Below are 14,329 nucleotides of genomic sequence, written 5' to 3'. Positions count from 1 at the left end.
AGTCCAAAGCTTCTTGACCAGCGTTAAAGGTGACCACGTCATAATCCAAACGCAGAACACGATTGAGAGCTTTAAGAATGTCACTTTCGTCATCAAGCAAGAGAAGGGTTAGTTTGTTGTTACTTTTTGTAACGGGTTGCGCAATCGTATCCATAGTATTACCTCTCCACTCTCGACAAATAACTGACCACGTCATCTGGTGATAAGGCCTGACTCACCAACTCCCCCCTGAATAATAGAGCCGCCTAAGGTTTTTAATCTATCAGTCAGCTTAGTCAACAATTTATAAAATTGCCCATTGATAAACATCTTTCCAGTTTCGAACGGGTGTTGTTCTAACATTTTCAGTGCTTCAGTTACGTTATTTGCACAATGAATCACAGCAAAATGTGGCTTAAATTAGCGAGTTAACGCTTTAAGCACTGCTGACTCATCATCAACCAGCAAATTTTTTTATATCGAAACATACAACTACCCCAGTTCTTTCATCGAATGATGAGAAGTCACATAGAGAGGAAAACGAAGGTAAACACAAGTTCCTTTACCTACGGTCGACTGAATATCAATTTTTCCGAGGTGTTCTTCAATGATCTCTTTCGCTACAGATAATCCAAGCCCCGCACCATCACCGACACGTTTAGTCGTAAAAAAGGGGTCAAAAACACACATTAAATCTTCCGCGCTAATTCCCTTACCGCTATCACACACTGATAGGCAGATATTGGGCTTATTCTTGATTAGTCGGCTATCTTCAATCATCAATACAACGTCCACCTCTCCCTCGGGTGAAGGGAATGATTGCAATGCATTAACTAATAAATTGATCAGTACTTGTTGCAGTTTATGGGTTTGTCCTAACACATAGAAAGGGATTTTAGGTGTCTCATAATTCAAGCGATCTTTCAGCTTCATTTCACTCAAAACCATATTGATTGCTGAGCTCACAACGTCCCTTAGATCAACCATACCGACCGATAACCCAGGAACGTGATAATAGACATTCAAGCTCGCGACGATATTTTTAATCCGAGAGAGCCCCTCTAGGCTTTCAACAATGATTGACTCACTGTCATCAAGCATCTCGCCTAATTCACTGTCTTTCATTTGAAGTATCAGTGGGTGTGCCTTAATTTGTGTAAGGTAAGCACTTAATGTACTGAAATTGCTCATTACAAAACCTAAAGGATTATTGATTTCGTGTGCAACCCCTGCCGCTAACTTTCCTAGAGAAGCCAACTTCTCATCTTGCAAATTACGTTGATGATTACCGTTTCCTTGCACTGAGGTCAGTAGCTTTAAAGCCATTTTGGCTAAAAGCATTCCTTCTTGAATGATTTCTAATTCTTTTTCGTCAAACGCATCACACTGGGTGCGAGCGATGAATAAGCTATAACGACGCGTTGGAGAGGAAACGGTGAATGTCACACCACTTTCCCATTCGGGGAAATCTTGTTGATAGAGGCTAAATGCTTCACCTTGGTGATTCGAAAATTTAGAAAAGTAGCAAAACTCATCGTCGGAGATGACTGGGTAGAGATTTTGCAAAACATCATCGCTCAAGGGCATGCTAGCTCGTAAAACACGTAGCTTTCGCTCTGAATAGTAGAAAAAAAGAGCAACATGAGTATTTGGGAAAAGTTGCTGAATAAGCTCGATCATCTCATCTAATTTGTCATCTTGAGACTGGGTAGAAAAAAGCACCTCAAGCAAAGACAACATGATGTGATGAAAGGATGACTCCACACCATTTTTTTGATCAAGAAAAGGTTTGTTTTCGTCCAAATGCTGCATCCTGCCCACATGTACACCCCATAATTAACTGACAATAATCACTATTCCGTTATTGATGTAGCCACTTCTATTGGGTTAACTGGCAGAGTAATAATGAATTCTGTTCCTTGATTCACTTCACTATGTACTGCGATGTTCCCTTTATGGCTATTGATGATCCCGTACGAAACTGACAACCCTAATCCAGTACCGGATCCTACCGCTTTTGTGGTAAAAAAAGGTTCAAAGATACGGTCTTTAATCGCATCGGGGATGCCACTTCCAGTATCTTTGATACGCACTTCAACCTGCTTATCATTGCATTTAGACAATGAAATAGTGATAGTACCCTCCCCATGGATCGCCTGACTGGCGTTCACTAAAATGTTCAATAGAACTTGGTTGATCTGCATGGGCTGACAATACACATCAGGCACGTTTTCTTGATAAATTTTTTCTAGCGTAATGTTGTATTTAATCTCGTTATTAATAATTTTGAGTGTTGATTCGATGCAACTTTCTAGATTGGCATAACTCCACTCTGAACCATCAACGTGCGAAAACTCTTTTAAATTTTTGACAATCGCCATTACGCGCGATGATCCTTCTAAAGATTCGGAGATCAAATCTGCAGTATCTTCTAAAATAAAATCTATCTGCTTCTCCTTTAATAAGGCCTCACAACTTGTCACTAACGCAGTATCATTGGCCTGTGACACTTGTTTTTTGATCTCTTCTAACACGGCGGCCAGCGTTTGAAAATAGTCACTAAGCGTTTGAATATTTGACGTAATAAAACCAACAGGGTTATTTATCTCATGAGCAATGCCTGCAGAAAGCAGACCAATAGAGGCCATTTTCTCGGATTGGCGGAGTTGCCCTTGGGCGTCTTCCAGTTTTTTAATCAACACTTTTTGCGCTTGATGCTCTTGCTCTAATTGGTGAGAAATGCGCTTGAGTTCTTGCTGTTGGCTCGCTTGTATTGTCACGTCGTAAACACAGATACAGACATGTTCAATAACACCATCATCACTGTGAATCGGGATGATTTCTAAGTCTTGGTACATCTGATCTTCCTCACCCGATAACGGGCGAGAGCCTTTAAAAGGCAGCAGATGAGGCTTCTGCTCCCAACGGCTAAAGCTTGATGTTTCAATCACTAAGGCAGTATCAATTTTCCGTTTCAAGTAGTCAGCAGAATGGGGGAACAGTTCGAGGATGTTCTTTCCCTGCATCACATCACCATCAAAAATGACTCGAGATTGGAAATAGTCATTGGCCTTCACAATGACATAATCCTGCCGCACTATACACAGAGCAAAAGAGAATTGATCAAGCAAATCTGAAAGCAGTAAGCGACTTTTTCCCATTGCAGACTCCTACATCAACTCATCCAGATGAGTGAGTACCTTATCCAATGTACTATCCTCCAGACTCACGACATGTTGCGTATCACCTGTCGATTGCTGTAAATCGTTGACTATCAGCTCACACCCACAGCGACTCATCAAGGTCACAAGTTCGCCATCCATATCACCAAAAAAACAATTGGCGTGTGTAGTCATAATCGGCTTCGTAATTAAGTCTAAAAACATCATTTCGGCACAACCATTTTGGTAATGGACTAACGCTTCTTTGCCATTTTGAGCTTCGTTGATCTCGATATCCCACTCTTCAGGCATTGCCCTGATTACCGCTTTTCTCGACATTTTTGATGTCGTCGGCTATTGTGACCTTAATCACCATGTCTATTCCCTTCTATCACGTCTCAGAGTAATCATTGATTACTCGATAAACATAGGTTTTAGCTCATTCAACACAGCCGCCACAACGTCAGGTACGCTATCCATAATGGCCTGATAATCAACATCATTGCTACTTATCTCAATACGTGTTGCTAAACCCACAATACTGCCCAGTAAGAGCAACTTATCCTCAGGAAAATCCGATTTGCCTTGATTTAAAATAATATCGCCGATCTCGATATCATATCCCCAGATAATTAGCACATAAGCGGCAATAATGTGTGAGTCAGCGTAACCATTTTGTAAACCGATAAAGCTGTCCACAGCATCTAACGCAGCTCCCTCTTCTAATAAAATCAGTGTTCCTATAGAAGTCAGTAAGCTAGCGACAAATACGCGATCTTGATCAAGCCGAGAACACTCGAATTGTTTGGCTAAAAGTTGTGCAATACAGCTCACTCTTAAAGCTTGCTCGGCTACTTTCTGATGCTCGTGTCTTGATACATAGTGATGAGTATGATGACAAAGCAGTGATACGGCGATCGTTTCTATCAAAGTCGCACCTAACCGCCCTACCGCTTCAGACAATGATTCTGTGTGTCGCCGAAAACCAAAATAAGACGAATTAGCGATTTGAAAAACACGGGCTACTAACGCAGGTTCATGGCTAATGGTGTCAGCGATTGCGGTAATATCACAAGTAGGAGACGCGATCGTTTGTTGCAAGCGGCGCACTGATGTGGGTAACACGGGTAGATCCGCAAACCCGCCAAGCTTGGTACGGCATTCATCATTGAAAGGCATCTGATACAATCGTTCTGTGCACACAAATAACCGTTCAAAATCATCCTCAGTAAACGGTTTAGGGATTACAAAATGCGAATAAGCATGGGCTTTTTGAGGTAACTTATTGGTGGTATCCCCTGTAAGCAGCACTCTAACCACTTGCGGGTAGCGATTTCTAAACTCTTCAAGAAGCTCATCACCTCGCAATTTGGGCATCAGTAGATCAGAGATAATGATGGCAGGTAATTCATCATGAACTTTATGCCACTCCTCTTTCCATGCTAAAGGATCAGACACTAGCATCAATTGCCAATCTGGCCTTAAGCGTCTGATTAACCGCCCTATCGCTTTGAGCATAAACTCATCATCATCGACGCATATTACTTTCAGTGCATTGCGTTCCATTCCATCCCCAATTCCGTTGGATTGATTCAAATACTGGCTGATTTCATCTTCAAGCAATTTGCTCTGCTCCGTAATCGAACAAAACAGCATTTCGGTTTGCGTAGATAAGCTCACATCATTTTGTGTTGCCAACTCCAAATTCTGAAATGCGTTACCGAGCTCTTCTGCGCCCACAAATCGAGAAGAAGACTTCATGATATGCGCAATATGATTGATGGTATTGGCCTCTTGACTCTCAAAGGCCGACTGAAGATTCATGATGGCTTCAGATAAACTTAAGTGGTAGCCAGTCAACATCTCATCAACATTCTCTTTACCCACCATTTCTGCTATTTTCTCTGGTGAAAAGTACGTCAAAGCTACCATAACTAAGTCCATCAGTTTGTGAACGACTAAAACAAAGCATCAACGCTTGTAAACCAAAGCCTTAGAACAAGTGTAGTCGATGTTTTTATTCAGCAATGGTTTAGAAGTGTGTTGAGAAGAAGAATCTGCAGAATTGTGATGTGGCTTAATCTAACGCTTTTTTAGTAACATCGTAAGAAATAAAGCAATTCCTGCCTTGGTGCTTCGCTTGGTACAAGGCTTCATCGGCTAGGCTATAAATATTAGTGATAGACTCCGTACCACTCGGTATTAACGAGATCACTCCTTGAGATAAAGTGACATACTCGGCAATTTCACTGTATTGATGGGGATATTGTGCTTTCTTCATCGCTTGCTGAATTCGCTCAGCGGCAACCAGTGCTTGTTCATAATTAGTATTGCCCAATAGTACTAGAAATTCCTCGCCACCGTAGCGGCCTACATACTCCCCCGTACGTACAAATAACTGATTTACTGTTTGAGCAATCGTAGTCAGACAACAGTCTCCTTCGATGTGGCCATAGTTATCATTAAATAATTTGAAGTAGTCTACATCCAACAAAATGAGGCTCATTGGAAATACGTGGCGGCCATGCCAGCTGATCATCTCTTTAAGTTTATCGTCCATAAATCGGCGATTGAAGAGCTGCGTTAAACCATCTTCATTCGCTTGTTGATGCAAAACTCGATTGAGTTCTTCCAATTTGACTGTCGCTCGCTTCAGCTCTCGACGCATGCTGGCAATACGCTGCATCGCGAGTAATTTGGAATTAAGCACAAGCTTATCAACTGGCTTGGTTAAGTAGTCATCCCCACCTGCTTCTATCGCTTTAGCAATCATCGATGGTTCATCATGTCCACTTAAAAAGATAATCGGCACCCATTCATGGTGTTGTAAACGTATTTTTTTCGACAATTCAAAACCATTCATTCCGGGCATCGAAATATCCATCAAAATCAATTCTGGATCAAATTTTCGATAAATATCCAGTGCCGCTTGTCCACTGGCAACCGATTCCACGTGATGACCGAGCTGTTTAAGACGAATGGTGAGTTGCATGCGATCCAATTGCACGTCATCAACCAGTAAGATCCTCATAGAAGAGTCCGAACTTACCATCTGTAACCCCTTTAAATTTCAACCATATGCTTAGGTATAACATAGATTTATTCACTTTCTTTGTTTAATTTTGCGCGCAATATTGACTTTTCGCTATAAATTTTTAGCATGTAACTTTTCCCCCTAAAGAGATATCTTCATGTCTGAAGTAAAGCAAACCGAACAACCTGTAGTGGACTTAGAGGCCATTTCACCAGAATTGCGTCAAGTGATCGAATTTGATCAAGTGCCACAAGAGATGCACTACATGGTCGTGTCTATACATGAAGTCTCTGAAGAAGCGGTACGCGAGTCTTGGAACTCTCTACCAGCCAGTGCGCAAAATGTGTTGGATAATTTTGAACAGTTTCATGCGTTGATCTCTGTCAGCCAAGCTTTTGCTGGTGTCAATGTCATGGAGGAGTTCCCAACATTGAATTTACCGAAAGAGATGACAGACCAAGATAAAGAAGAGTACCGAGCAGAGCTTCTTGATCAAGTGCTGCATAACTGTGTGAAATATATGGTTAAACAGATCAAAAAAGCGCGCCGCGACCCGATTCTAAAACGCGATTTTAAAGACGTGTTTACAAAATAAAACGCACGCCATGAAGCATAAAGCCGTCAATTTTATATGACGGCTTTTTCTATTGAACCTGAACTCGGCATAAGAGAGGCTTAAGTTATTGAATCAATGCATTCATAATGAAAAGTATTAATGTGTTAAGACAATATCACGCTGTGACACACTCACACCTTTAACTTGCACATACAGCGAATCACCAACATCCAGTTGCAGCTCATCGGCTGACCATTTGGTCACCGTAGCCCACAGGTAACACCCTTTACCTAGCTTGAGTTTTACCCCCACGCTCTGTTTATCAGTACCTTGAGGCTGCTTTTCAAGTTGGCAAATCTGCGCAGCCAGAATATTACGGATTGACGTACGACTTGGTTTATCGAGAGCCACCGACACATCATTAGCGCGGATCTGTAATCTCAGTGCGGAACCTAACTCACCTTCTACATACTGCACCCACAGCTTGACATCATCTGCAAGCGAGACTTGGGTGAGCCCATATTCCTTATTGTGCTGGCAGATATGGGCAGAAAACAGACTACTTTGGTCGGCAAATGATTGCCAAGGACGCATATAATTTGAAGACCACACTTGCTCTAGCTCACCGCTTATCAGCACAGCGCCCTGTTCTAACACAACTAAATGATTAGCCAGACGCAAAATTTCATTCATGCTGTGCGTCACATAGAGAATTGGAATATGTACGCTATGAGCCAGCTCTTCCAAAAAAGGCATCACTTCACGTTTGCGCGGCATATCGAGCGATGCCAACGGCTCATCCATCAATAAAATATCTGGCTTGGATAGTAAGGCTCGGCCAATCGCTACTCGCTGTTTCTCTCCACCCGATAAATCATGCGGATAACGTGTAAGTAATGGCGCTAAAGCCAATAATTTTACGATAGCGGCGAAGTGGTCGGCATCTTTTTTTTTGACACCATAGTTTAAATTGCCATGAACGGTGTAATGTGGAAACAATCGAGCATCTTGAAAAACGTAACCAACATTGCGCTTCTCAACAGGCAAGTTAATCTTTTTTTGTTGACTAAATAGGATGCGGCCATTGATCTCGATTTCACCAAGTTCAGGCTTCACCAATCCACTGATAATATTGATGAAGGAGGTTTTCCCCGCCCCTGAACGCCCGAAAACCGCACAAATACCACGGCTTGGTAAAACCAAATCCGCATTAAGCTTGATATCACCTAACTGTTTTTCAAATTTAATCTTTAACCCACTCATCATTGAGTCCCTAAGCGCCGCGTCATTCGGCGACTAATCACTTCAGAAATGAATAACGAAGCTAAGGCAATCGCGATGGAGATAATACACAAACGCATCGCTTCCATTTCGGCTCCTGGCGTTTCTAAAAAGTTATACATCGCAAGGGGAAGCGTTTGTGTTTCACCGGGAATATTGGACACAAAGCTAATGGTGGCTCCAAACTCACCTAGGCTGCGAGCAAAAGAGAGCATCGCGCCAGTGATCAGCCCGGGTATCGTTAAGGGTAATGTAATGGTCAAAAAAACTTTGAGTGGTGAAGCGCCTAAGGTTCGAGCCGCTTGCTCTAACTTAGGATCGACGCTTTCAAGGCTTAAACGAATCGCACGAACCATCAAGGGCAGTGCGATGATGACACACGCCAACACGGCTCCACGCCAACTGAAGCTGAAACGCAAGCCAAACATATTATCAAACCACTGCCCAATTACGCCTTGTTTACCCATGGTGATCAACAGAAGATACCCCACGACCACTGGCGGTAAAACGAGCGGCAAATGCACTAGGCTATCTAGTATACTTTTACCCCAAAACTGCTTTCTGGCGAGTAGCCACGCAAAAAACATTCCCAGCGGTAAAAGCCAAAGCACGGTATAAATCGCGACTTTTAAGCTCAGTTGCAGTGCAACCCATTCATACTCAGAAAGCAAAGGAATCCGTTCCTGTCATCACGCTAAAACCGTAGTTCTGTAAGATATTTTTTGCTCGATCACTGCGTAAAAAAAGCATGAATTGATTCACCGTATCACGATCAGTTAGCTGCACTAAAGGATAATGGATGGCGCTGTGTAGGCTTGAATCAAATTCGTGCACCACTTTGACCTTATTGCTCATCAATGCGTCCGTCTTATATACAATACCAAGTGCGGCTTCTTGACGTTCGACTAGCGCAAGCGCTAAACGTACGTTATTGGTTTGAGCCAGCATAGGGGCGAGCGACGACCACACTTTTAACTTTTCTAGTGCTTTTTTGGCATACATTCCCACAGGCACCGCCGTTGTGTTACCTATCGCTAAACGTGAGCCGTGCAAGGCGTCAAGCCATGCCGCAACATCATTTACCATCAGCGAATTTAGCTTCGACGATTGAGGGGCGATAAGCACCAGTTGATTTCCAGCCAACAATGTGACCTTATCGCTCGTCACAATGTTCTTGTTAAGCAAATGAGTAACCCAGTCATCATTGGCTGAAATGAAAATATCCGCGGGTGCACCTTGCTCTATTTGACGAGCAAGCGCGGATGAACCCGCATAAACGGGCACAATATCTAACGGTTGTTTCGGCTGGTAAGCCGCAATCAATTCATTAACCGCATTCGTCATGGATGACGCTGCATAAACAGTGATTTTCTCTTGTGCATAAACCGCCGTGCAGCACAGCATGGCGACGATAGAGAGCAGTATTTTTCTCATGTTAACGCTCCGTTAATTCTGGCCATAATAAGGCCAAGTTCAAACGCTCTTCAATCGCATCCGCAATGCGGTTAATGGCTTGTTCTTTTTGCGCCACATGATCGTAATAACTAACATCAGCAGCGCCAGCCCAACGACAGATAAGCTCAGTTGCAGGAAAACTATCAAAAATTCCGTGCATGTAAGTCCCTAATACTTGTTGGCAATCACTTAATAAGCCGTCATGGTTGCCATTGTCTAACGTGATGATTGCTGAGGATGATGCATCATCAAGCGTTGTGCGTCCAACGTGGATCTCGTAGCCTGAGACCTTCGCTTTACCTTGCGGTAAAATAAGCTCGCCTTGAACATTCCTGAGCGTTTTTTCAGCGGTCAGTTCTGTACTGACGTTCAACAACCCCAGCCCTTCACTTTCGCCTGCTTCACCTTCAACGCCGAGCGGATCGCGAATTACCCGACCTAACATTTGGTAACCACCACAAATGCCCATCACTTTGCCACCAAAACGCAGATGACGTTTAATATCCTGATCCCAACCCTGCGAGCGAAGATACGCAAGATCGTCCCTTACAGATTTACTGCCCGGAAGTAAAATCAGATCTGCATTTTCGATCCGTTCCCCCTTTCCCACATAACGTAAATCAACATCAGGATTTAAACGCAACGCATCAAAATCAGTATGGTTACTAATGCGAGTTAACACTGGCACCACAATATTCAATTTACTGTTGCTGCTGAGAGTTTGCGCTTGAGTGATCGCATCTTCAGCTTCTAAATCAAAGCCATGTAAATAAGGCAGCACACCAATGACAGGTTTACCCGTTTTGGCTTCTAACCAATCAAGGCCAGATTGCAGTAACGCAATATCACCTCGAAAGCGGTTAATCACAAACCCTTTTACACGCAGCTGTTCCGATTCAGAAAGCAGTGCTAACGTGCCATACAGATGAGCAAATACACCGCCTCTATCAATATCGGCAATGATAATCACAGGTACATCGGCCGATTCAGCAAACCCCATGTTAGCAATGTCGTTTTCGCGTAGGTTGATTTCAGCCGGGCTTCCCGCCCCTTCAATCATGACACTTTGATACTCGGCTTGTAACCGAGCGTAGGAATCAAGCACAGTATTCATCGCGACTTTCTTATAATCGTGATAACCCGTTGCTTCCATATTAGAGAGCGCTCTGCCTTGCAGGATAACCTGCGCACCCGTGTCTGAATTTGGCTTGAGTAATACAGGGTTCATGTGTACCGATGGCTCAACGCCACACGCTTGCGCCTGAACAGCTTGCGCTCTCCCGATTTCGCCACCATCGGCCGTCACCGCACTATTGAGGGCCATGTTTTGCGGCTTAAAAGGGGCTACTTTTATTCCTCGACGTGCTAACACTCGGCATAAGCCTGCAACCAGCACACTTTTTCCAGCATCGGAAGTGGTGCCCTGCACCATCAATGACCTTAATGTTGATTCCATATTAACTCTACGATAGGCGTTTGCTGCTAATCATACCGTCACAGCCACACCTCACTCAATAAAATGAATGGAATATTAATGTTCTACTCAGAGTGTGTTCAACATCTTAGTGTTTAAATTGCTTCATCAAAACAACAAACCCATAGAGGAATTAAAAATGAAACGTACAACACTAGCCATCGCAGCTTCGATGATTATTGCTCCTGTTTTCGCTTTTGCAGGTAACCATAACCAAAACAGTAATACCATCAATTACAATGGTCCTATCGAACTTACGTCTGTGGAATCGTTGCTAAAAGACACCAATATGTTTACAGAAAAGCACGTTGTGGTTGAAGGAAAGTTGATTCGTCAAATCAGAAAAGACACATTCGTATTCAGTGATAGCAATGGTGAGATTCAAGTAGAACTGGATGATGATATCCACTTCACAGCGCCACTCAATGCAGAGACTAAGGTTCGCCTTTATGGCGAATATGAAGGAGGACTGACACCTGAAATTGAAGTGGATCAGATCCAAGTTCTATAGTCACTACTGTTTATTGCCCTCTTGATGGTAAAACACAAAAAATAAGATGGATTTTTTTGTGAAAATGGCCTGTAATTTGCAGGCCATTGCTGTATCTTATTCAGCTTAATTTTCATCTTTTCAGGACGAAGCGTACATGTATAAAAAAGCGTACTCACTAGGCCTAGTCGGTTTGTCATGTGTTCTTTCTTTCTCTGCGCAAGCTAACAATTTTAACTACAATTTCTTTGAAGTCAGAACCGCTATCAGCCCTGAATCTTCAGGCGCAGAATTTAGTACATATTTAACCGATAATACACACCTGATCGCTCGTTATGATTCAAGGTTTGACGGTGATTGGGATGCCGCTGGCGGAATTGGCTTTAACGGTCCAATAAACCAATTTGCTGATGCCTACGGACAAATGCTTGTTCACCACATTAGACCTACCGATGAACAGGGTGGCAAGAACGAAACCCAAATGGAATTTAATATCGGTAGCCGAATCTGGTTATCGAGCCAAATTGAAGCCCATATAAAGATGGGTAAGAATGATGAACACTCGGTATTTTGCGCTGGATTACGTTTTCACTCTACCGAACAATTATCGCTAGGTGCAGAAACTAAAAATAATGGAGTTTACGGGCCACAAATTGCCATGAGTGTCCGTTTCCAGTTCTAAAACCAGTTATTGAACTAAGAAGCGCGAGATGGTTTTTAGAATACTACGCGCTTTTTCTTACAATATGAATTGCCCTACAAACTTTGACACGCCCCACGATATCAACTATTTAGAAGCGAATTCTCATATTTCAGCGATATACTATGCACTTAATAACTTATGTGTGCTGATATGTTTCACTCTGTCTATAAATACCTAGCTCAATGGTTTTTTTTAAGCATCGTGCTTGGGGTTGTGCCCTTTCTTTATTTCGTAAAAGAATTTGACCAAGCCCACCAACAAGTGATGCAACTTATTGAGCAAAAAAGCCATTCTCAACTCGAATACAATAAGCTCGAACTGCTTACTGTGTTTAATGACGTTTACAATTCCACTCAAATATTGTCAAACAACACTATGTTGTACAGCGCATTACGTCTTCCCTCCACAGCAAATATCGAAGCGGTTCAGGAATTTTGGCTATTAGCGGCTCGTATTCAACCCCTTTATTCTCAGCTCAGGCTTTTTGATATGGAGGGTAACGAATTAATTCGCGTGAATCAGAGTAATGAATCAACAGAAGTCGTACCAAGATCTCAACTAAAAAACAAATTACACCGAGACTATTTTCATAGTGCGCAAAACCTATCCCCCAACCAAATTCAGATCTTCGGTGTTGATAATGAAAGAGAAGAAGAAAATTATGGTACTGCTTCCCCGATAACTACAGCATTTAGGATTATTGCACCAATAGATTTTGATGGGAAAATACAGGGCTATCTTGTCGCAACTCTTAACTTAACCCAGTCGTACAAAAAATTTAACCAGAGTTTAAACTCACTGAGCCGCCCAGACATCATCAGTTTCAAGGGTCAGTATATTCATCCTGAAAATGAGATGTTATCTCAGCAAGAAAACCCGCCGAAATACCACATGCTGAATATGAACAGTGTCACCCCTTTGCTATGGAAAAGTATGCAAGAGCAAGCTTCTGGCACAGCATGGGATAACAACCGCTGGTATAGTTTTACTCAAGTTCCTTTTAAATCCATTTTCCCTGAAATGGAGCCAATTTACCTAATTCAGTCATTAAATGGTGATGCGCTCAATCAATTGCTTTCAGCCACAGAGCTAAAAATTAGCTTTCAAGCGGTTGGCATCGCGCTATTAGTAATGACGATTGCCGCTGGTTTTATTCGTTGGAACGCAAATCACGATAAAAACAGCATTGAGAGCAAACTGGCTAGAGCGGCAATGAATGGTATGTCCGCCATGGTGATTACCGATCGCAATAACCGCATTATCAAAGTGAATAATGAGTTTACCCGGATCAGCGGCTACACCTTAGCCGAAGTGAGAGGTCAACAACCTTCCGTTTTTTCCTCCGGCAAACACAATCAAGCTTTTTACATGAATATGTGGAAAGTGCTACAAGACGAAGGGTTATGGGAAGGAGAAGTGATTAATAAACGCAAAGATGGTTCTATGCAAACCGAGATTTTGCGAATTCAAACCATCCGCGATTCAAACGGAATTATTCAGTTTTATGTGGCCTCATTTGTTGATATTAGCCATCGCAAAGAGCTAGAAAATCGCCTGCGTGAACTCAGCGAGAAAGATGCGCTCACCAACATTTGGAACCGCAGAAAATTTGATCAAGAAATGCGTTCAGAATGCTTACGCGTAAAACGTTACCAAGCTCAAGTGCAGTCGTGCCTAGCCATTATCGATATCGACCATTTTAAACGCATTAACGATAAATTAGGCCACGCAGAAGGCGATAAGATCATTCGTTCTGTCGCAACACAATTAAGTGAGCACTTAAGAGAAACGGACTTTTTAGCTCGTATCGGTGGCGAGGAATTTGCCATCATTATGCCTCATACGCCTCTGGCAGAAGCGGAATTAGTCATGCACCGTTTACGAGTAGCCGTTCACTTAAATCACCGCTTACAAGTGTCGATCAGCGGTGACATTACCGACATTACAGAAAAACCAGAAGAGGTGTATAAACGTGCTGACATTGCATTGTATGAGTCAAAGGCATCGGGACGTAATCTTATCTCCGTATTAACCAGTGTCGAGATCGAAGAATTGGCTTAACGACTAGCCCCCTTTAAGTGCATTGAGGAATAAAACGGGTTTATTTTCGTGCAATCATCACAAACTCAGTTTGTAACATATTGTTCGCTATCATTTTTACTTTTGGCTTAAAACTTGTACTACTCTCTAAGATGG

12 protein-coding genes and 4 pseudogenes are annotated in these 14,329 nt (G+C 42.6%); 4 read left to right on the top strand and 12 right to left on the bottom strand.

Annotated elements, in window-relative coordinates; all coding sequences use genetic code 11:
* The 8 genes and pseudogenes from VOR_RS18660 to VOR_RS0103965 form a co-directional block, all read right to left on the bottom strand.
* Positions 1–154, bottom strand: a pseudogene (locus VOR_RS18660) (two-component system response regulator); the annotation flags it as partial.
* Between the two features lie 317 nt (positions 155–471).
* On the bottom strand, positions 472–1,791 hold the full coding sequence (locus tag VOR_RS0103990; protein ID WP_010318440.1) for a sensor histidine kinase: 1,320 nt from the start codon (positions 1,789–1,791) through the stop codon (positions 472–474).
* Positions 1,792–1,832: 41 nt separating this feature from the next.
* The gene (locus tag VOR_RS0103985; RefSeq protein ID WP_010318439.1) at positions 1,833–3,140 is read right to left on the bottom strand and encodes a sensor histidine kinase; all 1,308 of its coding nucleotides are present in this window, start codon (positions 3,138–3,140) and stop codon (positions 1,833–1,835) included.
* 42 nt (positions 3,141–3,182) lie between these two features.
* A pseudogene (locus tag VOR_RS18240) lies at positions 3,183–3,351 on the bottom strand (chemotaxis protein CheC); the annotation flags it as partial.
* Positions 3,333–3,516: pseudogene (locus VOR_RS16725) on the bottom strand (response regulator); the annotation flags it as partial. The pseudogenes VOR_RS18240 and VOR_RS16725, both read right to left, overlap by 19 nt.
* A gap of 38 nt (positions 3,517–3,554) precedes the next feature.
* The gene (locus VOR_RS0103975) at positions 3,555–4,706 is read right to left on the bottom strand and encodes an HDOD domain-containing protein (protein ID WP_029626890.1); all 1,152 of its coding nucleotides are present in this window, start codon (positions 4,704–4,706) and stop codon (positions 3,555–3,557) included.
* 48 nt (positions 4,707–4,754) lie between these two features.
* Positions 4,755–5,003, bottom strand: a pseudogene (locus VOR_RS19205) (Hpt domain-containing protein); the annotation flags it as partial.
* A gap of 214 nt (positions 5,004–5,217) precedes the next feature.
* Positions 5,218–6,192 carry a diguanylate cyclase domain-containing protein gene (locus tag VOR_RS0103965; protein ID WP_010318436.1) on the bottom strand — a complete coding sequence of 325 codons (975 nt, stop codon included), beginning with the start codon at positions 6,190–6,192 and terminating at the stop codon, positions 5,218–5,220.
* 139 nt (positions 6,193–6,331) lie between these two features.
* Between VOR_RS0103965 and VOR_RS0103960 the strand changes: the two genes are divergently transcribed.
* A complete protein-coding gene (locus tag VOR_RS0103960; protein WP_010318435.1) occupies positions 6,332–6,769 on the top strand; it encodes a DUF3069 domain-containing protein in 438 nt (145 codons plus the stop codon).
* 117 nt (positions 6,770–6,886) lie between these two features.
* Here the strand turns inward: VOR_RS0103960 and modC are convergent, their stop codons facing one another.
* Genes modC through VOR_RS0103940 form a run of 4 tightly spaced genes read right to left on the bottom strand, consistent with a single transcriptional unit; the run spans position 6,887 to position 10,922 of the window.
* Positions 6,887–7,993 (bottom strand): molybdenum ABC transporter ATP-binding protein ModC, encoded by a 1,107-nt coding sequence (gene modC, locus VOR_RS0103955; RefSeq protein ID WP_010318434.1) that lies wholly within the window; start codon positions 7,991–7,993, stop codon positions 6,887–6,889.
* Positions 7,993–8,682 (bottom strand): molybdate ABC transporter permease subunit, encoded by a 690-nt coding sequence (modB, locus tag VOR_RS0103950; protein WP_010318433.1) that lies wholly within the window; start codon positions 8,680–8,682, stop codon positions 7,993–7,995. Before modB ends, modC begins: the two co-directional genes overlap by 1 nt.
* Positions 8,672–9,445: a molybdate ABC transporter substrate-binding protein gene (gene modA, locus VOR_RS0103945; RefSeq protein ID WP_010318432.1), complete on the bottom strand. Its 774-nt coding sequence runs from the start codon at positions 9,443–9,445 to the stop codon at positions 8,672–8,674. The genes modB and modA overlap by 11 nt, the downstream gene beginning before the upstream one ends.
* A gap of 1 nt (position 9,446) precedes the next feature.
* The gene (locus VOR_RS0103940) at positions 9,447–10,922 is read right to left on the bottom strand and encodes a cobyric acid synthase (protein WP_029626887.1); all 1,476 of its coding nucleotides are present in this window, start codon (positions 10,920–10,922) and stop codon (positions 9,447–9,449) included.
* 157 nt (positions 10,923–11,079) lie between these two features.
* On the opposite strand from VOR_RS0103940, the gene VOR_RS0103935 reads away from it, so the two are divergent.
* The 3 genes from VOR_RS0103935 (at position 11,080) to VOR_RS0103925 (ending at position 14,194) form a co-directional block, all read left to right on the top strand.
* Entirely contained in the window at positions 11,080–11,451 is a 372-nt protein-coding gene (locus VOR_RS0103935) for a YgiW/YdeI family stress tolerance OB fold protein (protein ID WP_010318430.1), read from the top strand.
* Positions 11,452–11,587: 136 nt separating this feature from the next.
* Positions 11,588–12,112 (top strand): hypothetical protein, encoded by a 525-nt coding sequence (locus VOR_RS0103930; RefSeq protein ID WP_010318429.1) that lies wholly within the window; start codon positions 11,588–11,590, stop codon positions 12,110–12,112.
* 171 nt (positions 12,113–12,283) lie between these two features.
* Positions 12,284–14,194 carry a sensor domain-containing diguanylate cyclase gene (locus VOR_RS0103925; protein ID WP_010318428.1) on the top strand — a complete coding sequence of 637 codons (1,911 nt, stop codon included), beginning with the start codon at positions 12,284–12,286 and terminating at the stop codon, positions 14,192–14,194.
* The last annotated feature ends 135 nt before the right edge of the window (positions 14,195–14,329 follow it).

This window comes from Vibrio ordalii ATCC 33509, from assembly GCA_000257205.1.
Taxonomy (GTDB): Bacteria; Pseudomonadota; Gammaproteobacteria; order Enterobacterales; family Vibrionaceae; genus Vibrio; species Vibrio ordalii.
The sequence above is the reverse complement of the archived record's forward strand: the minus strand, read 5'-3'. Positions and strand labels throughout refer to the sequence as shown.